Annotated in this window: 22 protein-coding genes; 17 read left to right on the top strand and 5 right to left on the bottom strand. The window is 66.0% G+C overall.

Annotated elements, in window-relative coordinates; genetic code table 11:
* Window positions 1–101: 101 nt before the first annotated feature.
* On the bottom strand, window positions 102–884 hold the full coding sequence (locus ACNKW1_RS09460) for a YdcF family protein (RefSeq protein WP_418364332.1): 783 nt from the start codon (window positions 882–884) through the stop codon (window positions 102–104).
* Between the two features lie 173 nt (window positions 885–1057).
* Between ACNKW1_RS09460 and ACNKW1_RS09455 the strand changes: the two genes are divergently transcribed.
* The 10 genes from ACNKW1_RS09455 to ACNKW1_RS09410 all read left to right on the top strand — a co-directional run bounded on the left by ACNKW1_RS09455 (window position 1058) and on the right by ACNKW1_RS09410 (window position 10082).
* Window positions 1058–1708 (top strand): DUF2802 domain-containing protein, encoded by a 651-nt coding sequence (locus ACNKW1_RS09455; RefSeq protein ID WP_418364331.1) that lies wholly within the window; start codon window positions 1058–1060, stop codon window positions 1706–1708.
* Window positions 1705–2328: an SPOR domain-containing protein gene (locus tag ACNKW1_RS09450; RefSeq protein WP_418364330.1), complete on the top strand. Its 624-nt coding sequence runs from the start codon at window positions 1705–1707 to the stop codon at window positions 2326–2328. The genes ACNKW1_RS09455 and ACNKW1_RS09450 overlap by 4 nt, the downstream gene beginning before the upstream one ends.
* 78 nt (window positions 2329–2406) lie before the next feature.
* Window positions 2407–2850, top strand: a complete 444-nt coding sequence (gene fliW, locus ACNKW1_RS09445; protein ID WP_418364329.1) for a flagellar assembly protein FliW — start codon at window positions 2407–2409, stop codon at window positions 2848–2850.
* Window positions 2851–2985: 135 nt separating this feature from the next.
* The gene (locus ACNKW1_RS09440) at window positions 2986–3366 is read left to right on the top strand and encodes a RidA family protein (RefSeq protein ID WP_418364328.1); all 381 of its coding nucleotides are present in this window, start codon (window positions 2986–2988) and stop codon (window positions 3364–3366) included.
* Window positions 3367–3456: 90 nt separating this feature from the next.
* The gene (gene recG / locus ACNKW1_RS09435; protein WP_418364327.1) at window positions 3457–5499 is read left to right on the top strand and encodes an ATP-dependent DNA helicase RecG; all 2043 of its coding nucleotides are present in this window, start codon (window positions 3457–3459) and stop codon (window positions 5497–5499) included.
* A 26-nt stretch (window positions 5500–5525) separates the two neighbouring features.
* Window positions 5526–6119, top strand: a complete 594-nt coding sequence (locus tag ACNKW1_RS09430) for a chorismate--pyruvate lyase family protein (protein WP_418364326.1) — start codon at window positions 5526–5528, stop codon at window positions 6117–6119.
* Window positions 6116–6997: a 4-hydroxybenzoate octaprenyltransferase gene (gene ubiA / locus ACNKW1_RS09425; RefSeq protein ID WP_418364325.1), complete on the top strand. Its 882-nt coding sequence runs from the start codon at window positions 6116–6118 to the stop codon at window positions 6995–6997. Before ACNKW1_RS09430 ends, ubiA begins: the two co-directional genes overlap by 4 nt.
* Before the next feature lie 69 nt (window positions 6998–7066).
* Window positions 7067–7891, top strand: coding sequence for an orotidine-5'-phosphate decarboxylase (pyrF, locus tag ACNKW1_RS09420; protein ID WP_418364324.1), 825 nt, complete (start codon window positions 7067–7069; stop codon window positions 7889–7891).
* 131 nt (window positions 7892–8022) lie between these two features.
* Window positions 8023–9513, top strand: coding sequence for a 4-hydroxy-3-polyprenylbenzoate decarboxylase (gene ubiD / locus ACNKW1_RS09415; RefSeq protein ID WP_418364323.1), 1491 nt, complete (start codon window positions 8023–8025; stop codon window positions 9511–9513).
* 149 nt (window positions 9514–9662) lie between these two features.
* Window positions 9663–10082 carry a DUF4870 family protein gene (locus tag ACNKW1_RS09410; RefSeq protein ID WP_418364322.1) on the top strand — a complete coding sequence of 140 codons (420 nt, stop codon included), beginning with the start codon at window positions 9663–9665 and terminating at the stop codon, window positions 10080–10082.
* A gap of 22 nt (window positions 10083–10104) precedes the next feature.
* On the opposite strand, the gene dacB is transcribed toward ACNKW1_RS09410, so the two are convergent.
* On the bottom strand, window positions 10105–11553 hold the full coding sequence (dacB, locus tag ACNKW1_RS09405) for a D-alanyl-D-alanine carboxypeptidase/D-alanyl-D-alanine-endopeptidase (RefSeq protein WP_418364321.1): 1449 nt from the start codon (window positions 11551–11553) through the stop codon (window positions 10105–10107).
* 150 nt (window positions 11554–11703) lie between these two features.
* On the opposite strand from dacB, the gene ACNKW1_RS09400 reads away from it, so the two are divergent.
* Window positions 11704–12066, top strand: coding sequence for a hypothetical protein (locus ACNKW1_RS09400; protein ID WP_418364320.1), 363 nt, complete (start codon window positions 11704–11706; stop codon window positions 12064–12066).
* 37 nt (window positions 12067–12103) lie between these two features.
* On the opposite strand, the gene lysA is transcribed toward ACNKW1_RS09400, so the two are convergent.
* Window positions 12104–13378 carry a diaminopimelate decarboxylase gene (lysA, locus tag ACNKW1_RS09395; RefSeq protein ID WP_418364319.1) on the bottom strand — a complete coding sequence of 425 codons (1275 nt, stop codon included), beginning with the start codon at window positions 13376–13378 and terminating at the stop codon, window positions 12104–12106.
* Complete coding sequence (gene lptM, locus ACNKW1_RS09390; protein WP_418364318.1) at window positions 13375–13548, bottom strand: LPS translocon maturation chaperone LptM; 174 nt, start codon at window positions 13546–13548, stop codon at window positions 13375–13377. The genes lysA and lptM overlap by 4 nt, the downstream gene beginning before the upstream one ends.
* A 45-nt stretch (window positions 13549–13593) precedes the next feature.
* Here lptM and cyaY point away from each other — a divergent pair, with 45 nt between their 5' ends.
* On the top strand, window positions 13594–13920 hold the full coding sequence (gene cyaY / locus ACNKW1_RS09385) for an iron donor protein CyaY (protein WP_418364317.1): 327 nt from the start codon (window positions 13594–13596) through the stop codon (window positions 13918–13920).
* Window positions 13921–13932: 12 nt separating this feature from the next.
* On the opposite strand, the gene ACNKW1_RS09380 is transcribed toward cyaY, so the two are convergent.
* Window positions 13933–16350: a penicillin-binding protein 1A gene (locus ACNKW1_RS09380; RefSeq protein WP_418364316.1), complete on the bottom strand. Its 2418-nt coding sequence runs from the start codon at window positions 16348–16350 to the stop codon at window positions 13933–13935.
* Window positions 16351–16539: 189 nt separating this feature from the next.
* On the opposite strand from ACNKW1_RS09380, the gene ACNKW1_RS09375 reads away from it, so the two are divergent.
* The 5 genes from ACNKW1_RS09375 to pilQ are packed head-to-tail and all read left to right on the top strand — an operon-like array spanning window position 16540 to window position 21554.
* Window positions 16540–17616 (top strand): pilus assembly protein PilM, encoded by a 1077-nt coding sequence (locus ACNKW1_RS09375; RefSeq protein WP_418364315.1) that lies wholly within the window; start codon window positions 16540–16542, stop codon window positions 17614–17616.
* Window positions 17613–18206 carry a PilN domain-containing protein gene (locus tag ACNKW1_RS09370; RefSeq protein WP_418364314.1) on the top strand — a complete coding sequence of 198 codons (594 nt, stop codon included), beginning with the start codon at window positions 17613–17615 and terminating at the stop codon, window positions 18204–18206. The genes ACNKW1_RS09375 and ACNKW1_RS09370 overlap by 4 nt, the downstream gene beginning before the upstream one ends.
* On the top strand, window positions 18203–18883 hold the full coding sequence (locus tag ACNKW1_RS09365; RefSeq protein WP_418364313.1) for a type 4a pilus biogenesis protein PilO: 681 nt from the start codon (window positions 18203–18205) through the stop codon (window positions 18881–18883). The genes ACNKW1_RS09370 and ACNKW1_RS09365 overlap by 4 nt, the downstream gene beginning before the upstream one ends.
* On the top strand, window positions 18883–19404 hold the full coding sequence (locus ACNKW1_RS09360; RefSeq protein WP_418364312.1) for a pilus assembly protein PilP: 522 nt from the start codon (window positions 18883–18885) through the stop codon (window positions 19402–19404). Before ACNKW1_RS09365 ends, ACNKW1_RS09360 begins: the two co-directional genes overlap by 1 nt.
* On the top strand, window positions 19401–21554 hold the full coding sequence (pilQ, locus tag ACNKW1_RS09355; protein ID WP_418364311.1) for a type IV pilus secretin PilQ: 2154 nt from the start codon (window positions 19401–19403) through the stop codon (window positions 21552–21554). Before ACNKW1_RS09360 ends, pilQ begins: the two co-directional genes overlap by 4 nt.
* Window positions 21555–21638 lie beyond the last annotated feature (84 nt).

Raw genomic sequence — 21638 nt, 5'->3', positions numbered from 1 at the left:
TGCAGTCGCCCGCGCTGCCAGCAGGCCAACCCGTAACAGGACCCGCAACCGGTTTCCTCAACCGTTGCGGGTTCGTTCTTTCCGGCCCTCGCACGTGAGATTCAGCGCGACAGGCGATAGGCAAGCTGGCCGAGCAACTCGTGCAGTGCGAACCACGCAGCGTAGGCGGTGTTCTGCCCGGGGATGAACTGCAGGCCCTGTTCTTCCGCGCCGTTGCCGCCCCCTCCGCCCAGCCACGCCGTCTGCGCGGGAGTCACTCTCAGCCCGGCCGCTTCGAATTCCGCACGTGCGCGCTCCATGTGCATGGCGTGCGTGACCAGAAGGATGCTGCGCACGCCCGCAGCCTGGAGGTGGGTTGCCGAAAAGCGTGCGTTCTCCCGCGTGTCGCGCGATGCGGACTCCAGCCAGCGCGGGCTGATGCCGAAGTCCTCGCGCAGGCTGCGTTGCATCAGCACGGCCTCCGGTACGCCTCCTTGCGGGGCACCGCCGCTGGCCAGGACCGGGAGCCCGGTCTCGCGCGCAAGGCGGGCCGCATAGCGCAGACGCTCGAGCGCGAGGCGGTTGACGGTGTCGCCGCCAAACTCGGGCGCATGCTTGCGCCGCCCGGCGCCGAGAACGACGATGGCTTCCGCGTCCTGTGCGGCACCCGGCGCGAGCGCATGCGGGTATTCGACCCGGGCCACGAGCCAGTTCACGCTTGCGGGCGTCACCAGCGCCAGGCTCAGGACCACGCCGGTCCAGGCGAAGCATCGGCCGAGGCGGGGGCGGCGCTCGAGCAGCAGCAGGCCGGCAACGATGGGCAGCAAGGGCATCAGCGGCGGCAGCGCAGCCACGGCCAGCGCCTTCTTCAGCCAGAACAACAGGGAGGTCAGCTCGAGTTCCATTCGCATGCACCGGGCTTGTCGTTTGTCGGTGGGGATAGGGGCAAGTATTATCGGTGCATCGAGCCCGACACGTCGCCCATGCGCAGAACGATAACGCCTTCTTTCCCCTCCGCCTCGCGCACGCCCCCGTTCCACACCCCGCTTTCCGCGGTGGAAGAGGGGTGCGTACGCACATGAGCCTGCGCGATCTGCTCTGGCTGGCCGTGATCGCTTTGCTTGGCTACGCGAGCTGGCAGTTCGTGCGCGCCTTGCGTGCCCCGCGCGAGCCTGGCGCTGCCCACGTGCAGGCTCCGGCACGCGGGCCGACCGGGCCGACCGGGCCGGCTGGCCCGCGTGAGTCGGAGGAGGCGGGTGCCAAGGCGACGATTGCAGATGATGAGGATGGACTGGACGAGGGTGATTTCGAGTACGCGCCGGTGCTGGCCTCCCGCCCTGTCGTTGCGCCGGCGCCTGCGGAGCCGGCGGCCGGCGGGTATGGCTCGTCTGGAGCCGGGTCTGCCGAGCAGCCGGGTGGTGGAGCCGAAGCGGAGGTCTTTGCGCTGCAGCTGGAGAATTCCCGGCTACGCCAGGAGTTCCAGGCGCAGCGCGATCTGGTCGCCTTGCAGCAGCAGGAGATCACCCGGCTGGTAGAGGATGTCACTGCGCTGCAGGATGAACTCGACCGCATCAGGGTACAGCCCGCGAGTTCGCCAGAGTACTCCGAAGCGCTGCTGCTTGCCTCACAGGGGCTCAATGCGGAGATGATCGCGGCCCGCTGCGGCATCACGCTCGCCGAGGCGGAGCTTGTGCTTTCCTTGAGTCGGCGGGGCGAGGGGGGGACATGAGCGCACGTCTGACCGCTCCACGGCGCGTACTGCTGTTGCGCGCCACGGCAGCGCTGGCCGCAGCGGTGGCGCTCGGTCTTGCGGCCTTGTTGCTGAGTGCCCGGCCTGAGGTGCCGGCCCCCTGGCCGCAGGCCGCCCCACCGGTCGCCCCACCGGTCGCCCCACCGGCCGCCCAACCGGCCGCCGAAAGTGTCGCTCCGTCTCGGTTGCCTGCGGTGGTGCCAGTGCCGGTGGAGACGTCCACCGCACTGGCGCTCGAGCACCCCGAGGTTTCTCTGGAGCCCGCTGCAAGCCCTGCGCCTGCCAGCGCCGAGAATCCCGCTGCGCCGGCCAGCACCCCTCCTTCCGTGCCGGAAGTGCCCGAGGGTGTGCTGTTGCCGCACGCCGCGGCGAGTGGCGGCGGCCCGGGCTACCGGATTCAGCTAGGGGTCTTCGGCGACCCGGCCAATGCCCTGCAACTCTACGAGCGGCTGGCGGCGGAAGGGTACGCTGCGGGCATCCAGAGCCGTGTCGTCCTGGGCCCCTTTGCCGACCGGGACGCTGCGGAGCGGGCGCGCCGCAAGTTGCGCGAGGGGGGGCATGGCGCGGGCGTGCTCGTGCCGCCGCCGCGTTCGAATTGATGCGCCGTGACTGCCTTCACGGCGTGCAAGGCCCCACAGGGGGGACGATGCATCCATTTTTGAGGAGAGGGTGAGCCAATGCAGATCAAGAGTCCGATGTTTGGCAGTGCGGAAGTGCCCGAGGACAAGATCATCGAGTTCCCGATGGGCTTGCCGGGCTTCGAGGAGTGCAGGCGTTTTGCGCTCGTGCACGAAGAGGGCGGGGGCGCCGAGGTACTCCTGTTGCAGAGCGTCGACGACCCTCAGGTGGCGTTCTCGATCACCTTGCCCGAGCGGCTCGGCATCAACCTCGAGTTCCAGCTGAGCGACGAGGAGGTCGCCATGCTGAAGCTTCAGTCGCCCGAGGATGCCGCGGTCGCGGTGATCGTGCGCAAGGACGACGGGCCGTCGAGCGGACCCGCCTCGGCCGGGCTACGGGCCAATTTCGTCGCGCCGCTGGTGATCAACGTTGGCGCGCGGGTTGGCATGCAGAAGGTGATCAACCGCCTGGGCTGCGACATCACCCTGCGCGCCCAGGCTTGAGCGCGAGCGGCCCTGTGCGGATGGGGCCGATTCGCGAGGCAGTTCGCCCGCCGTGCCTTCGGGCGCAGCGGGCGGTGCGTGCGCCCCCGGCAGGCGCGGGTACAATCACGCTTTTGTGATTCCGGAGGCAAGTCCGTGGCCCGTCAGATCATTTCCACCCCCAACGCACCGGCCGCGATCGGCCCCTATTCGCAGGCCGTCAAGGCCGGCAACCAGGTGTTCCTGTCGGGGCAGATCGGCCTGGATCCCGCGACCATGGAGATGGTCGAGGGGGTGGAGGCGCAGGCGCAACGCGTTTTCGCCAACCTGCAGGCGGTGGCCGAGGCTGCGGGCGGCTCGTTCGCGGATGTGGTCAAGATCACCATCTATCTCACCGACCTGTCGAATTTCGGCGTCGTCAATGAGGTCATGAAGTCCTGCTTCGCCGAGCCCTATCCGGCGCGCGCGACCGTTGGGGTGCGCGAGCTCCCGCGGGGTGCGCTGGTCGAGGCAGACCTGGTGCTCGTGGTCGATTGAGCAGGGCCAGGCTCAAGGCGCAGGTGTGAAGGGTCTGGCGTGAGGGGGGGGAGCCTGACGGCGGGGCAAGCGAAATCGCCTGCTCCGGCGTTGCAGCCGCAGGGCTGGGCCGGCGTGGGTGGGGCGCTTGCGGCCCGCCTCGCCAGGCTCGATCTCCGCGCGCCACGCGACGTGCTGCTGCACTTGCCCTTGCGCTATGAGGACGAAACGCGGCTCACTCCCATCGGGGCAGCGCGGCCTGGTTTGCCGGCGCAGGTGGAGGGCGAGGTGGTGTCGTGCGAGATCATGCTGCGCCCGCGGCGCCAGCTCGTGGCGCGGGTCGGGGACGGTAGCGGAACCCTGGTGGCGCGCTGGCTGAACTTCTACCCCTCGCAGCAGAAGCAGCTTGCGCCGGGTCGGCGGGTCCGCCTGTTCGGCGAGGTCCGCGGCGGGTTCTTCGGCGACGAGATGGTGCATCCACGGGTGCGCAGCGTCGACGCGGGCGAGCCGTTGCCGCAGGCCCTGACCCCGGTCTATCCGACCACGGCCGGCGTGGGGCAGGCGACTTTACGCAAGCTGGTCGATCGTGCGCTGCAGACGGAGCCCCTGGACGAGTTGCTGCCCGAAGAGTGGCTGCAGCGCCTCGGGCTTCCAGGCCTCGCGGATGCCCTGCATGCACTCCATCACCCTGCGCCGGACGCCGCTCCCGATGCCCTTGAGCGTCGGACTCATCCCGCCTGGCGGCGGATGAAGTTCGAGGAACTGCTGGTGCAGCAGCTGTCGCTGCGCCGTGCCTACCTCGCACGCCGCGCGCGCTCGGCGGTGGCGCTGCCGGCGCGCGCAGTCCTGACCGCGGCGCTGCTCGACACCCTGCCCTTCCGGCCGACGGGCGCGCAGGCGCGTGCCTGGAGCGAGATCGCCGCCGATCTCGCCGCGCCGCATCCGATGCAGCGCCTGCTGCAGGGCGATGTGGGCTCGGGCAAGACCCTGGTGGCTGCGCTCGCGATGCTGCAAGCCGCCGAGAATGGCTGGCAGGCCGCGATGATGGCGCCCACCGAGATTCTCGCGGAGCAGCACTGGAGAAAGCTCTCGGCCTGGCTCGCGCCGCTGGGCGTCGAAGTCGCCTGGCTGTCGGGCGGACGCAGGAAGCGCGAGCGCGAGGCCGCACTGGCCCGTCTGGCCAGTGGCGAGGTGCTGCTTGCCGTGGGCACGCATGCGCTGATCGAAGATCCGGTGACCCTGCCACGGCTGGCGCTCGCGGTGGTCGATGAGCAGCACCGCTTCGGTGTGCGCCAGCGCCTGGCGCTGCGCGAGAAGGGCGAAGGAGGGCGGCGTCCGCACATGCTGATGATGTCGGCGACGCCGATCCCGCGTACGCTGGCGATGACCCATTACGCCGATCTCGACGTGTCGGTGCTCGATGAACTGCCTCCAGGCCGTACCCCGATCCGCACCCGGCTGGTCTCCGAGGCGCGCCGTGAACAGGTTGTGGCGCGCATGCGCGCGGCCTGCCTGGGGGGGCGGCAAGCCTACTGGGTGTGCCCGCTGATCGAGGAATCCGAGGCCCTGCAACTGCAGACGGCGCAGGACACCTGGGCGGCACTGGTTGAGGCCCTGCCGGAGTTGCGCATCGGGCTGATCCATGGCCGCCTGAAGAACGACGAGAAGTCCACCACAATGGCGGCGTTTGCGGCGGCGGAGCTCGATGTGCTGGTGGCCACCACCGTGATCGAGGTCGGTGTGGATGTGCCCAATGCCAGCCTGATGGTGATCGAGCATGCGGAACGCTTCGGGCTCGCGCAACTGCACCAGTTGCGCGGCCGGGTCGGGCGCGGTACGGCGGAGTCGGAGTGCATCCTGATCTACGCCCAGCCACTCTCCGCGACTGGCCGTGCGCGCCTGAGAGTGATCTACGAGAACACCGATGGCTTCGCGATTGCGCGCGAGGATCTGGGAATCCGTGGCCCGGGTGAGTTCGTCGGCGCGCGCCAGAGCGGCGTGCCGCTGCTGCGTTACGCAGACCTCGAAGCCGATGCCGACCTGATCGAGCCTGCGCGCGCACTTGCTGAAGATCTCCTGCGACGCGAGCCGGCCGCCGCCGAGGCCCTGATGGTGCGCTGGCTGGGCGGGCGGGAGGCCCTGTTGCGGGCCTGAGCGCCGCGCGTCACCCAATCCGAACCATGCGTCCGCTGATCGCCTTTCCTCTCCATACCGGGCCGCGCCACGAAACCTGGCTGGCCCATCCACCGCGCGCCGGCATACCCGAGGCCTTGCGCCCGTGGCTGCGCGATCCGGGTTCGCTCACCGCACGCATCCGGGCACGCTGCGGGCGCTTCGCCGTGCAGGTGGTGTGTCAGCAACTGGCGCGGGTGCATCGTGACGAGGCCTTGCTGCTCGGCCTGCGGCCGGGCGAGCGCGCCTGGCTGCGCGAGGTCCTGCTCCTCGCCGATGGCCGGCCGGTGGTGTTCGCACGCTCGCTGCTGCCGCGGCGCAACGTGCGCGGGACCTGGAACCTCTTTCATGGCATGGGCTCGCGCCCGCTCGGGCAGGCCCTGTTCTCCGACCCTGAGATCAGCCGTCTGCCGCTCGCCTGTCGCCGTCTGGACAGGCGCGATGCGCGGTATCATCGCGCCCAAGCCGCACTGGCCCACCATGCCCCGGGACAGTTCGTGCCGCGCGCCTTGTGGGCGCGGCGCTCGATCTTTCTCCTGCGCGGCAGCGCGCTGATGGTGAGCGAAGCCTTCCTGCCCGAAATCCTGGAACTGCCCCGATGACGTTCGGCATGAGCCTGCACGACAAGTTGCCCCACTATGTCCGCTTGATGCGGATCGACAAGCCGATCGGCACCCTGCTGCTGCTGTGGCCCACCCTGTGGGCGCTGTGGGTGGCGGCCGGCGGACTGCCGCCCTTGCACATCCTGGTGATTTTCGTGATCGGCACCTTCCTGATGCGCTCCGCAGGTTGCGTGATCAACGACTATGCCGACCGCGACATAGACGGTCACGTGGAGCGCACGCTCGATCGCCCGCTCGCAACCGGCCGTGTTCGCGCAGGCGAGGCTTTGTGGCTTGCAGCGGGGCTTTCCGCGGTGGCCTTCCTGCTCGTGCTGCCGCTGGGCTCGCTGGTGATCTGGCTTTCCATTCCGGCATTGTTCCTGGCCGGCAGCTATCCGTTCACCAAGCGCTTCTTCGCGCTGCCGCAGGCCTATCTGGGGCTGGCCTTCGGTTTTTCGATCCCGATGGGGTTTGCGGCAGTGCTGGGCGAGGTGCCTGCGCTGGCGTGGGTGATGCTGCTGGCCAACACCTTATGGACGATCGCCTACGATACCGAATATGCCATGGTGGACCGTCCGGATGACCTCCGGCTCGGCATTCGCACGGCTGCGATCACCTTTGGTCGCTACGATGTCGCTGCGGTGATGCTGTGCTACGGTGCCGCGATCGTGCTGCTGGGTGTGGTCGGGGTCATGATCGGTGCCGGATTCGTCTACTACCTTGGCCTTGCTGCCGCCTCGGTGATCGCGGGTTACCACTACACCCTGATCCGGGGACGTGCGCGGGCCGGATGTTTCAAGGCTTTCCGCCACAACAACTGGTTCGGTGCCGTCGTGTTTGCCGGCATCTTCTTCGACCTCCTCCAGTGCGCAGCGTGAGCGCGGGGCGCCACCTGCGGGTGCGCGCCCCGCGCGCGCGATGATTTCGCACTTCCTACCGGACATCCCATGCACTTCATGACCGCTCTCGAAGCCGCCTGGCAGCAGCGCAACAGCCTGCTCTGTGTCGGCCTCGATCCCGATCCCGCAAAATTCCCCGCCCATCTGCGGGGGCGCCCGGATGCGATCCTCGCGTTCTGCACGCAGATCGTCGACGCCACTGCCGACCTGGTGTGCTGCTTCAAGCCGCAGATCGCCTACTTCGCCGCGCACCGCGCGGAGGAGCAGCTTGAGGCCCTGATCGAGCATATCCATGCGGCTCACCCCGACACCCCGGTCATCCTCGACGCCAAACGCGGCGATATCGGCAGTACCGCCGAGCAGTACGCCATCGAGGCCTTCGAACGCTTCAAGGCCGACGCGATCACGGTCAATCCGTACATGGGCCGCGACTCGGTCGATCCTTACCTGGCCTACCCCGACAAGGGCGTGATCCTGCTGTGCCGCACCTCCAACCCCGGCGGCTCGGACCTGCAGTTCCTGGAGGTCGATACGCCGAAGGGCCGCATGAAACTCTACGAACATGTTGCGCGCACCGTTGCGGAGGACTGGAACGCGAGCGGGAACTGTGGCCTGGTCGTCGGTGCCACCTACCCGGCCGAGATCGCCCGCGTGCGCGAACTGACCGGCAACCTGCCGCTGCTGGTGCCGGGGATCGGCGCCCAGGGCGGCGACATCGCCGCCACGCTGGCGGCGGGGCGCACGGCGAAGGGCGCCGGGTTGATGATCAACTCCTCGCGTGCGGTGCTGTATGCCGGCAAGGGCGAGGACTTCGCCGAGGCCGCGCGGAAGGTCGCGCTGGAGACCCGCGACGCGATCAATGCCCATCGCTGAGCACACCTGTTCGAGCGTGACTGCACCCAGCACGTACGCTCGCGTGTGACCACAACTTCGCGCCGGCGGGCGCGTCAATGCCTGACCAGGGCTCGCCCGCCCATGCCACGCATCCAACACGAGACGCCCGAATGAAATACGACGACCTGCGCGACTTCATCTCCCAACTCGAGGCGCGCGGAGAATTGAAGCGCATCACCGCCCCGGTCGACACCCACCTCGAGATGACCGAGATCGCTGACCGCGTCCTGCGCGCCGGCGGGCCGGCGTTGCTGTTCGAGAAGCCGGTGACGAAGGGTGTGCCGCAGTCGATCCCGGTGCTCGCCAACCTCTTCGGCACCCCGCAGCGGGTGGCGATGGGCATGGGCGAGGATGTCGCCGACGGCAACTGGAGCACGCCACTGCGCGAGGTGGGCAAGCTGCTCGCCTACCTGAAGGAGCCCGAGCCGCCCAAGGGCCTGAAGGACGCCTGGGAAAAGCTGCCGGTGCTGAAGCAGGTGCTGAACATTGCACCGAAGGAAGTGCGCTCTGCGCCCTGCCAGCAGGTGGTGTGGGCGGGCGATGAAGTTGACCTCGCGAAGCTGCCGATCCAGCACTGCTGGCCGGGCGACGCCGCGCCGCTGATCACCTGGGGCCTGGTGGTGACGCGCGGGCCGCACAAGAAGCGCCAGAATCTAGGCATCTACCGCCAGCAGGTGATCGGCCGCAACCGCGTGATCATGCGCTGGCTGGCGCATCGGGGCGGCGCGCTGGATTTCCTCGAGCACCAGCGCGCCCATCCGGGCGAGCCTTTTCCGATCTCGGTGGTGCTCGGTTGCGATCCGGCGACCATCCTCGGCGCGGTGACGCCGGTGCCGGATTCGATCTCGGAGTACCAGTTCGCCGGCCTGCTGCGTGGCGCCAAGACCGAGCTGGTGAAGTGCCTGGGCAACGACCTGCAGGTGCCGGCCTCGGCCGAGATCGTGCTCGAAGGCGCGATCCACCCGAACGACATGGCGCCTGAAGGCCCCTACGGCGACCATACGGGCTATTACAACGAGGTCTCCGATTTCCCCGTGTTCACCATCGAGCGCATCACCCTGCGTCGCGACCCGATCTACCACAGCACCTACACCGGCAAGCCGCCCGACGAGCCGGCGATGCTGGGCGTGGCGCTGAACGAGGTCTTCGTGCCGTTGCTGCAGAAGCAGTTCACCGAGATCGTCGACTTCTACCTGCCGCCGGAGGGCTGCTCCTACCGCCTGGCGGTGGTCAGCATCCGCAAGCAGTACCCGGGCCATGCCAAGCGCGTGATGTTCGGCATCTGGAGCTTTCTGCGCCAGTTCATGTACACCAAGTTCATCATCGTGGTGGACGAGGACGTGAACATCCGCGACTGGAAGGAGGTGATCTGGGCGCTCACCACGCGCATGGACGCCACCCGCGACACCACGCTGGTCGACAACACGCCCATTGATTACCTCGATTTCGCCAGCCCGGTCGCCGGCCTGGGCAGCAAGATGGGGCTGGATGCGACCAACAAGTGGCCAGGCGAGACCAGCCGCGAATGGGGCACGCCGATCGTCATGGACGCGGCGGTGAAGGCGAGGGTGGACGCGATGTGGGGTGAGTTGGGGCTGTAGCGCGGGGCCTGAACGCACGAACCGTAATGCGGGCGCGCGTTACGTTTTGTTGTTGCGCGTTGTGCGGACAGGCGTCATGGTCCGCGCTCGAAGTCTTCTTCATGCGCCGCGGAGTTTCCCGGCGCGGGCTTCATTTTCGAGGAAAGTCGATGAGCACCCCCTATCCCGCTCCGCTCCAGGTGGACCAGCCGTCCGAGAACATGGTCACCGTCACCCATCTGGTCTATGCGCTGCACGCCTTCGCGGTGTTTTCGGCGGTGGTCGGTTCGGCGACGATCATCTTCAGCTTCGTCGCCAGCCTGCCCTCCATTGCAGCAGTGGTGCTGAACTACTGGAATCAGAACGCGGTGCGCGGTACCTGGCTGGAGAGCCATTTCCGCTGGCAGATCCGCACCTTCTGGTTCGCGGTGCTTTGGGTCGTGGTGGCCGGACTGATGGTGCTGACCATCATCGGTGTGCCATTCGCGATCGGGCTGCTGCTGATCGTCGGCCTGTGGATCCTGTACCGTATCGTGCGCGGCTGGTGGGTGCTGATGCAGCGGCGGCCGCTGCCGATGCCGCCGACCTGAGGCCCTGTAACTGCCGGGCTGCTTATCCGCCGCCTGCCCAGATCCATTCGAGCAATGCATCCTGCGCCGCAGCGCTCTGGGCGGCTTCCGGGTGATTGATCATCATCACCAGCGCATGACGACGCCCATGGCGGTCGAGCAGGTAGCCGCCCATTGCGCGCACGCCGTTGAGGGTCCCGGTCTTGATGTGCGCCTGTCCGGACACCGGGCTGCCAGACAGCCGGCGACGTGCCGTGCCGTCCAGGCCGGCGACGGGCAGCGCCGAGATGTATTCCGGCATCCAGGGACGTTGCCATGCCGCGATCAGCAACTGCCCCAGGCTGTCGGCGCGGATGCGCTCGATGCGTGAAAGACCCGACCCATTCTCGATCACCAGGCCCTCGGTACCGATGCCCGCGGCTGCAAGCGCTTCCTGCGCGGACTGTGCCCCGGCGGTGACCATGTCGGTGGCGGACTGGGGGAGCTCGGGACGGCTCGCGCCGAGTGTGGCGAGCAGCTGGCGCGCAATCACGTTGCTCGACCATTTATTCATTTCCCGGATCACGTCGGCCAGCGCAGGAGAGTCGTCGCGGATGAGTTCCGTGGCGCCGGTCGGCGTCGTTCCCTCACGCACCTGTCCTCCCAGCCGGCCGCCTGCCTCGCTCCACAGCGCACTGACCAGTGCCGTGCCGAATTCGGCGGGGGGCAGTGGTGCGGCGCTCCAGGTGCGGGGGCCGCAGGCGCGCGGGAGGGTGCCGCTGAGCACCAGGCGTTGGCCCGGCTCGATCTGCGCCTGAAGATCCTTGTACCAGGTGCCGCAGGGCGCGTCGGACGTCCTGATCCGGTTGTCGATGGTGACGCCGGCAAGCGGTGGTTCCGCAGCGAGGGTGACCGGCTCGCTCGCCGCCTTGCCCGGGTAGAGGCCCAGCAGCACGGTGTTGTAGTGCATCAGCAGGCCGTGGGGGCCACTGTTGTAGGGCCGCAGCCCGCGTCCGTCAAAGGCGTCCGGGTCGTGCGGGGGCAGGCGCAGCACGGACGCGTCGAGCACGATGTCGCCCGCCACACCTTCGATACCCAGGTTGCGCACGCGGCGCAGCATCTTCCACAGGCGGTCGTAGCCGAGCATCGGGTCGGCTCCGCCAAGCAGGTGGAGGTCGCCCTCGAGCAACCCGCCCCGAATGGGGCCCGTTACCGCGAGGCGCGTACGCCAGGTGTGTGCAGGGCCCAACTGCTCGAGTGCGGCGAAGCTGGTCACCAGCTTCATGACCGAGGCCGGATTCATGGGCTGGTCTGCCCGGATGGCGAGCGTGGGGCGGTCGGCATCCACGGGCTGGACCCACACCGAAACCGCCTCCACGGGGATGTGGGCTGCGTCGAGTGCCAGGCGCACGCCGGGCGGGAGCGGGGCGCTGACGGTCGCTCCTTGCGCGGGCGGGCCGAGAAAAAGCACGCCAGCGAGGGGCAGCAGTCTTAAGAAATACCTGATGGCCATGAAACGTATCCTGATCGGATGGCGCGGGGAGAACGGCTAGAATGAAGGCCTTGCGGCGGACAGTGAGATTGTCTGCATTTTAAATGGGGGCGTCCCGGCCTCGGCGCTTGGTGCAGGAAAGGTGTGCCAGGTCTGGGGCCGGCAGGAACGATGAGCGGATTCGGACATTACACTCGTACGGCAGATGAGCTTGAGCGTGAGATCGTCAAGCGTGGTATTGCGATTGGCGTCGATTGGCAGGATCAGGCCCGCATGCGCGACCTGGCGCGGCAGGCGCTGAGTTGCTCGTCGGACTGCATGATGAAGTTGCTGCGCAGTCCGGTGCGGCAGGAAAAGCTCACTGGCGAGCTGTTCGCGCTTTCGGAGCTGATGCTTGAGAACATGCGCCAGAGTGCGGAAATGGGGCTTCACACGCACGGTGGCCCGGCATGGAAGGCTTTCGGGCGAGCCTTGAACGAGGAGTACGACGCAGGGATCCGGCGCCCCGTGCCCAAGGAAGGGCTGCAGGCCTGACGCTTTGCGGTCGTCGGAACCCGGGGGCGATGCCGATTCAGTTGGCCACGCGCTCGCCGGCGAAGAGTTCGGCGACGGTTTCGCGCTCGCGCACGACGAGCGCGCGGCTCCCCTCCACCAGGATCTCGGCGGCGCGGGGGCGGGTGTTGTAGTTGGAGCTCATGGTCATGCCATAGGCACCTGCGGAGAGGATCGCGAGCAGATCGCCTTCGGCCACGTCGAGCATCCGTCCGCGGGCGAGGAAGTCGCCGCTCTCGCAGATCGGGCCGACCACGTCGTACTGCGCAGCAGATGCCGCGCACGGACGGACTTCGACCACTTCGTGCCATGCATCGTACAGCGCCGGGCGTGCAAGGTCGTTCATGGCAGCGTCGACGATGGCGAAGTTCTTTGTTTCGCCGGGCTTGAGGTATTCGATCCGGGTCAGCAGCAGCCCCGCGTTGCCGACCAGCGAACGACCGGGCTCGAAGCAGAGCTCCTCGTTACGACCGGCGAACACCTCGAGCAGCGGCGCCAGGTAATCGGTCGCCGAAGGGGGTGTTTCGTCACGGTAGCGGATGCCCAGCCCCCCACCCAGGTCGATGTGCTCGAGCGCGATTCCCTCGGCTGCGAGTTGCTCGACCAGGTCGCGCAACTTCTCCGCCGCCTCGGCCATGGGCGCGGGGTCGAGCAGCTGGGAGCCGATATGGCAGGCTACTCCGCTGATCCGCAGGTGGGGCAGTCTGGAGGCCTGCCGGTAGAGCGCAAGTGCGTCGGCAAAGGCGACGCCGAACTTGTTGCCCTTCAGGCCGGTGGAGATGTAAGGGTGGGTCTTCGGATCGACGTCCGGATTGACTCGCAGCGCGATCGGCGCCTGCTTGCCGAGTTCGCCTGCCAGCGCATTCAGGCGCTCCAGTTCGGCTGCCGACTCGATGTTGAAGCAGCGGATCCCTGCCTCCAGCGCCTGTCGCATCTCCGCGCGGGTCTTGCCCACGCCCGAGAACACGACCTTGTCCGCGCGGCCCCCCGCAGCGAGGACACGGGCGAGTTCGCCGCCGGAAACGATGTCGAAGCCAGCGCCAAGACGGGCGAAGACTGAAAGAATGCCGAGGTTCGAGTTGGCCTTGACGGCGTAGCACACCAGCGCGCGGCGTCCGGCGAGCGCCTGTTTCCAGGCAGCGAAGGCGGATTCCAGTGCTGCACGCGAATAGACATAGGTCGGTGTGCCAAAGCGCTGGGCGATGTCTTCCAGTGAAGTCTCCTCCAACCACAATGCGCCTTCGCGCAGCGTGAGCGTGGGGAGAGGCCAGGCGGGCGTAGCAGAGATGTTCATTGGAGCAGGGAGTCGGAGGTGAGGTCCGGCGGGACGAGGGGTTTGTTATGATCGGCGCCCGCACTCGAGGCGGGGGAGGTGCCAGGCTCGGGCAGATAGAGCGGGCCCTTGATGCCACAGGCCGACAGCAGCGCGCAGCACAGCGCGATGAAGGGAATTCTGGCTCGCATCGCCATTCTTCAGGTAAAACCGGAATCCTAACAGAAGGAATCAGCATGGAAGAATCCGCGTTCAACGCACTGGCCGAGGCCGAACTGGCACGCATCGAGTCCGCGCTTGAGGACTGCGGTGTGGATCTGGACATCGAGCCGAAGCCCGGAGGCATCCTGGAGCTGGAATTCGAGAACGGCACGAAGATGATCATCAACCGCCACACCGCGGCGCGTGAGATCTGGGTGGCGGCCAGATCGGGTGGCTTCCACTTTCGTCTGCTCGACGGACAGTGGATCAATACCCGCGATGGCGGGGAGCTGTGGAAGATGCTCGCCGGCTTGATCGGAGCGCAGGCTGGCGAGCCTGTGGTGTTGACCCCGCCGGCCTGAAGGGGAAGCCGCTCAACGCCTGATCGGCGTCGGCAGGCGGTCTTCGACCGGGGCTGGGGCCTGTGCCGGAAAGCCCGGAAGTTGCGAACGGGTGACCGGCGCCGGCGGGATGGCCTCGGTTTCCGCTTCCATGGCGGGCAGTCCGTCGCCGGCGAACATCTCCTGCAGCCAGTCCGGGGCGATCGACGGCGTCGGTGGGGCGTACTCGGCATAGTGATAGTCCTCGCCGGAGCCCAGGCCATTCTCGACGAGCTTCAGTCCGGGTGGGGGCGGGGGCGAAACGTCCGGCACGCCTTCGAGCGCCGTGCGCATGTAGTCGACCCAGATCGGTAGTGCCGCTGCGCCGCCGGTTTCGCCTCGGCCCAGGTTGCGCGGCTGGCCGAACCCGACCCAGCTCACGGCGACCAGATCCGGGTGGTAGCCACAGAACCATGCATCGACATAGTCGTTGGTGGTCCCCGTCTTGCCTGCGAGATCCTGGCGCTTGAGCACCTTCGCTCTTGTTGCCGTTCCGCGCTGTACTACGTCGCGCATCATCGAATCCATCAGCCAGGCATTGCGCGCGTCGATCACGCGCGCTGCGCTCTGGCCGGCCACGGGCGGGTCCGTCCGTGCGATCAGGCGACCGCTGCCGTCGTAGATCTCCTTCACCACGTAGGGCTCAATGCGGTAGCCGCCATTGGCGAACACCGCATAGCCGGCGGCCATCTGCCAAGGCGTTGCAGCGCCTGCGCCCAGCGCCATGGTCAGATAGGCGGGGTTCTGGCTGCGGTCGAAGCCGAAGCGGCCGAGGAATTCCTGCGCGTACGCGGGGGAGATCTCCTCGAGCAGGCGGATCGAGACCATGTTTTTCGAGCGTGCCAGTGCCTCGCGCAGCGTCATCGGGCCGGCATAGCGGCCGTCGTAGTTCTTGGGCTCCCATGCCTTCGAGCCCGTGACCCCCGCAGGATAGTAGAGGGGGCCGTCTTCAAGGACATTGCCTGGTCCGAAACTGCGCTCGAGCGCGGCAGAGAAGATGAAGGGCTTGAAGCTCGACCCCGGCTGGCGCACCGCCTGCGTGACATGGTTGAACTTGTTGCGTTCGAAATCGAAGCTGCCAACCAGGGCGCGTACGGAGCCGTTGTGCGGGTCGATGGCGACGAATCCTGCCTGGACCTCGGGGAGTTGGGCGATCTCCCAGGCGTCCTTGCCGGTGCTGCGCAGGCGCACGATCGCTCCGGGGCGGATCCTGCGGCTCTGCGGCGCCTTCTCGGCCAGCATCGGCGCCGCAAGCCCGAGCCCCTTGCCAGCGATGCGCAGCGACTCGCCGCGGCGATAGGCGACGACTTCCTTCGAAGAGGCTCTCAGGACGATCGCGGCGAGGAGGTCATCGTGGTCGCCATGATTCTCCAGGGCTTCATCGAGCAACTCGGGTGCGATGTCGCCGCTGGGCAACTCCACAAAGGCCTCCGGGCCCCGATAGCCGTGACGGCGGTCGTAAGTGAGCACACCCTTGCGCAGGGCAGCGTAGGCGGCCTCCTGGTCCTTGCGGGTGATCGTGGTGACGATGCGGATACCCAATTCGTAGGCCTGATCGCCGAACTGCTCGAGGGCGATCTGGCGCGCCATCTCGGCGACATGGTCGGCGTGGAGCGTGATGTCCTGGTGCTTGCGCGCTCGCGCCGTGTCGTGCCGGCTCTGTGCAGGTGTGGCGAAGGCGAGCGCCTCCTGGTATTGGGCTGCGCCGATGAAGCCGGCCTCGAGCATGCGGCGCAGCACGTACTGCTGGCGAACTGCCGCGCGAGCAGGATTGACGATCGGGTTGAACGCAGAGGGGGCCTTGGGCAGGCCAGCAAGCATCGCAGCTTCGGGCAGGGTCAGCTCATCGAGCGTCTTGCCGTAGTAGGCGCGTGCCGCCTGAGCGAAACCATAGGAGCGCTGGCCGAGGAAGATCTGGTTGATGTACAGCTCCAGAATCTGGTCCTTCGTGAGGTTCTGCTCGATCTTCAGGGAAAGCAGGATCTCGTAGAGCTTGCGGCTGTATGTCTTCTCGCGCGTGAGGAAGAAGTTGCGTGCGACCTGCATCGTGATCGTGGAGGCACCCTGTCCCCGGCCACCGCTGGAGAGGTTCGCGAGCGCTGCGCGCGCCAATCCTACCGGGTCTATGCCGCTGTGCTCGTAGAAGCGTTCATCCTCTGCTGCCAGAATCGCGTGCTTGAGGTGGGAAGGAACCTCGGCGATGCGCACTACGTCACGCCGTTCTTCACCGAACTCGCCGATGAGGTGGCCATCCGCCGTATATACTCGCAGCGGAATGCGAGGACGATAGTCCGTAAGCGAGTCAAGTGCCGGCAGGTTCGGCCAGGCGAGCGTGGCCATCGCGGCAAGGGTGGCGAGGCCGAGGATGACAAGCGCAATCAGCGCTGCGATCGGATACAGGACCCAGCGCATGGGCAGTCCAGAAGTGGTTTCGAACGGGTGGGCATTATACGGGATGCGGGCGCGGCGCCATCGGGCCGCCTTGTTAGCAGGCGTTAAGCGTGAACAAGTTCCCTTTACAGCGCGGGGGACTTGGCGTTAGCATGCGAGAGCATGACTGAGCAATAGCGCGTAACATAAAGAAATGTAAGGACTTTCTTTGTGATTGACCTCCCCTTTTTGAAGTCGGCGACGCGTCAACTCGCCGGACTCGACATCTCTTCTTCATCCGTCAAGCTCGTCGAGCTTTCCGGGGGAGACAAGGGCGCTTACAAAGTCGAGCGATATGCCATCGAGCCTCTGCCGCGCGATGCGGTGGTGGATGGCAACATCGCCAGCCTCGAACCTGTAACGGAAGCCATCAAGCGCGCTCTCCGGCGATTTGGCGGTGGCGTGAAGAACGTTGCGGTGGCGCTGCCCTCCTCGTCGGTCATCACGAAGAAAGTCATCCTTCCGGCGGGTATGCGCGAAACCGAGATGGAGTTCGCAGTCGAGGGCGAAGCAAATCAGTACATTCCCTTCGCGCTGGACGAGGTTAATCTGGATTTTCAGGAGATCGGCCCCGCGGCGAGCAGCCCTGGTGATGTCGAGGTGCTGATCGCCGCCTCGCGCAAGGACAAGGTCGAGGACCGAGTCGCCGTGGCACAGGCTGCCGGGCTCAAGGCGGTGATCGTCGATGTCGAGTCGCTCGCCACCGAATCCGCGCTGGAGCTCGTTTCGGCCCAGCTTCCGCAGCGGGCGCGTGACCAGGTGATCGCGCTGGTCGACGTCGGCGCGACGGTTCTGACCGTAACCATGTTCCGCAACGGGCAGTCGATCTACTCGCGGGAGCAGGCGTTCGGCGGAAACCAGCTCACGCAGGACATCTCTCGTCAGTACGGGATGAGCTTCGAGGAGGCCGAAGCCGCCAAGCGCACCGGGTCGCTGCCGGACAACTACGCACGCGATCTCATGCGGCCGTTCATGGACAGCCTTGCGCTTGAGGTGTCTCGGGCACTGCAGTTCTTCTTCACATCGACGCCCTATAACCAGGTCGACCATGTGGTGCTTGCCGGAGGCTGTGCGGTGATGCCCGGCCTCGGTGAAATCGTCGGCGCGCGCACCCAGGTTGACACGATCATCGCCAATCCGTTTGCCAGCATGACGCTCGGGAGCAAGCTGCGGCCGAAGGCCCTGCTTGCCGATGCGCCGTCCCTGATGGTCGCCTGCGGCCTGGCGCTGAGGAGGTTCGACGCATGATCCGCATCAACCTTCTTCCGCATCGCGCCGAGAAGCGCCGCTTGCGGAAACAGCAGTTCCTCGTTTTGTTCGTGCTGTCGATCCTCCTGGGCGCCCTGATTGGCTTCGGCGTGCGCGCAGTATATGTCGGCCAGATCGAAGCTCAGGAGGCGCGCAACACCCAACTCAAGACCGAGATCGCAAAGCTGGATCGTGAGATTGCTGAAATACGCCGGCTTGGCGAGCAGATCGATGCCTTGCTCGCACGCAAGCAGGTCATCGAATCCCTGCAGAGCGTGCGCGCCGAGACGGTTCATCTTTTCAACGAGCTCGCGCAGCGCATGCCTGAGGGCGTCTATCTGAAATCGATCAAGCAGAGCGGAAAGCGGGTGACGCTTCAGGGCTACGCCCAATCGAACGCGCGCGTGTCGCATTTGATGCGCAACGTGGAGGCTTCGCCCTTCCTTGAACTGCCGATCCTGATCGAAGCCAAGGCAAGCACGGTCGATTCCCGTCGTGTAAGCGAATTCACGCTAGGCATCGGCATCCGTCAGCCGCAGGCCGAAGAAACGGCCGCCGGGGCGGTTGTAGCCAAGGGAGCTGCCAGATGAGCGCAACCCGAACGACGGCAAACAAAGGCCGGGGCATCGACCTTCAGCGTCTGGCGCAGGATTTTCGCGGGCTGGATCCGAATGATCCCGGCCTCTGGCCGGCTGCGCCGCAGGTGGCTGTTTACCTGGCGGTGCTGGTGCTGACCGTGGCGGCTTTCTGGTGGTTCGACTGGCAGGACCAGGCGTTGACACTGGAGGCCCGTCGTGCGGAAGAGACCCAGCTCCGCGATAGCTGGGTGGCAAAGAAGCGTCAGGCAGTCAATCTTGAAGAATATCGTCGCCAGTTGGAGGAGATCGACCGCCAGTTCGGTGCGCTGCTGAAGCAGTTGCCTAACCGGGCCGAAATGGACTCCCTGCTGTCGGATATCAACCAGGCCGGCTTGGGGCGCGGCCTGCAGTTCGAGCTGTTCAAGCCAGGCGCGGACGTGGTGAAGGAGTTCTACGCCGAGATGCCGATCGAAGTGCGCCTCTCGGGTGGCTACCATGACCTCGGCGAGTTCGTGTCGGACGTGGCGAGCATGCCGCGTGTCGTGACCCTCAACGACGTCGGGCTAACGGCGGACAAGGACGGCGTCCTGAAGATGGATGCCAAGGCGACGACCTATCGTTACCTGGACGAAGAAGAACTCGCCCGGCAGCGCCAGGCGGCGCAGGCAGCGAAGAAGGGGAACAAGTAATGAAGGCCTTCCTCATTCTCGGCGCTTGCGCCTTGCTTGCCGGCTGCGCGGGGGGCAATCAGGATGATCTTCAGGCCTGGATGGCTGGCCAGGCGAAGAACCTGCGCGGACAGGTGAAGCCCACGCCTGAACTGAAGCCGTTTCCGGTGGTGGCTTATGCGGGTGCGCAGGGCGATGATCCTTTCCGGGCGGCACGCATGGAGCCGGACCGGACGGCTTCGTCCGGTGCGCTCCGTCCCGACATGGATCGCCGCCGGGAGCCCCTCGAATCCTATCCGCTGGAGTCGTTGCATATGGTCGGCGTGCTCATGCAGGGTGCCACCATCCACGCCTTGATCAGCGTGAACAATGCGCTCCACCAGGTGAAGGTCGGAAACTACATGGGACAGAATTTCGGCGTGGTGACGAGCATTACCGAGCACGAGGTTGTTTTGCGCGAACTCGTGGAAGATGCGTATGGCGACTGGGTGGAGCGCACCAGCACGCTGACACTGCAGGAGCGGCAGGAGGCCGGGAAATGAAACATCGAATCGGGACGCTGCTGTTTGCAGCCGCTTTTACCGGGATCGCACCGGCGCCTGTTGTCCTTGCGCAGGAAACCGGGCAGACGCAGGTGCTCGCCAACCAGATCGAAGGATTTGAGGTGGCCGAGCAAGGCGGCACGGTTTACGTGCGAATGACACTGCGTGAGCCACTCTCGGCGCCGCCGCCGAGCTTCTCTGTTGCCAATCCTGCACGAATCGCTTTCGATTTCTCCGGAACGGGGAATGCGCTCGGACGTAATACACAAAGTATCGAGCAGGGTGACCTGCGCAGCGCGAACATTGTTCAGGTCGGGGACCGGACCCGGGTGGTGCTGAACCTCGTGAAGATGAATCCCTACGAAGCGAGGATTCAGGGTCGTGACCTGATCATCGCGATCTCCCCTGCCGCTGCGCAGGCGGTTCGCAGCACGGTGGTCAGTGAGTCTCAGGGTAATTTCGCAGGCCCCGGCGGCGCCCTGACGAGCGGCCTCGCCGTGCGGGACATCAACTTCCGCCGAGGAACCGAAGGGGAGGGCCGCGTCGTCGTCGATCTGTCGAATCCGGATGCCGGCATCGACATTCGGCGCCAGGGGGCCAATCTGGTCGTGGACTTCCTGAAGGCTTCACTGCCCGATCATCTGCGCCGCCGCTCCGACGTCACGGACTTTGCCACGCCGGTCACGGCGATGACAGCACAGCAGGTGGGTGACCGTGTGCGCCTGACCGTGACGCCCAATGGCCTGTGGGAGCACAACGCCTACCAGAGCGACAACCGTTTCGTGCTGGAGGTCAAACGCGTCATCGAGGATCCGAACAAGCTCGTGCAGGGAGGCCGGGGGCAGTTCCAGGGTGAGAAGCTCTCGCTGAACTTCCAGAACGTCGATGTGCGCTCCGTGCTTCAGGTCATCGCCGATTTCACCGATTTCAACATCATTACGTCCGACTCGGTGCAGGGCAACCTGACCCTGCGCCTGAAGGATGTGCCCTGGGATCAGGCGCTGGACATCATCCTGCAGGCCAAGGGTCTGGACATGCGCAAGAACGGCAACGTCATCTGGATTGCCCCAGGGGACGAACTGGCGGCGCGAGAGAAACTGCAACTCGAAGCCAAGGCCCAGATCGGCGATCTGGAGCCGTTGAGCACCGAGAGCTTCCAGATTAACTACCACAAGGCGAAGGAGATCTTCGACTTCCTGAAGAGCAAGGACCAGACCATGCTCTCCAAGCGCGGCAGCGTGGTGGTGGATGAGCGCAGCAACAAGGTGTTCGTCACCGATGTGCCCTCCCGGCTCGATGCGTTGCGCAGGCTTGTACAGGAGATTGACGTCGCCCCGCGCCAGGTTCTGATCGAGGCGCGAATCGTTGAGGCGAACAAGACGTTCGCGCGCGATCTCGGGGTCCGCCTCGGCTTTGGCAGTCGCGGTACGGCCTCGCTCGGGAATGGTGCGAAGATCGGGTTTGGGTCGTCCGAGTTCGCCGCCATCAAGGATGGAAAGATCGATACCGACAGCGATACCTTGGTTACAACCATGATTCAACGCGTCGGTGAATCGGCCACGTCGGGTAACGGTATAGACAAGACGCCTTATGGCGCACTCAGCATGACCCTGTTCAACAGCGGGCTCACCCGCTTCCTCAATCTCGAACTGCAGGCGCTGGAGTCAGACGGGCGTGGTCGCGTGGTTTCGAGCCCGCGTGTGCTCACCGCTAATCAGGTCGAAGCCTCGATCGAGCAGGGTACGGAGATTCCGTATCAGGAAGCGTCCAGTTCCGGGGCGACCAGTGTGTCGTTCAAGAAGGCGGTGCTGTCACTGAAAGTGAAGCCGCAGATCACTCCGGATGGGCGGCTTCAGCTGTCGATCGAGGTCAACAAGGACCGTCCGCTCTACGAGCAGGCGCTGCTTGGCGTTCCCCCGATCGAGACCAAGAACGTCAAGAGCGAGGTGTTGATCGAGAATGGCGGGACCGTCGTGATTGGAGGTATCTATGAGGAGGAGGAGGGCACGGGGGTAGACAAGGTGCCGCTGCTGGGCGACGTGCCCGTTCTTGGGCATCTTTTCAAGACGCAGAGCAGAATTTCGAACCGCAAGGAACTCCTCGTCTTCATCACGCCCCGCATTGTTTCCGATGCGCTTACCCTCCGCTGACGCTGGCGTGTAGCTGTTACAATCCCGGGGGCGGGCATCCCGAAAGGGTGCCCGCCCCTTTTTCATCTGGATTTCCGACGAGTC

Source organism: Thauera sp. WH-2, assembly GCF_048321015.1.
Taxonomy (GTDB): domain Bacteria; phylum Pseudomonadota; class Gammaproteobacteria; order Burkholderiales; family Rhodocyclaceae; genus Thauera.
This window is presented reverse-complemented; position numbering and strand designations above follow the sequence as displayed.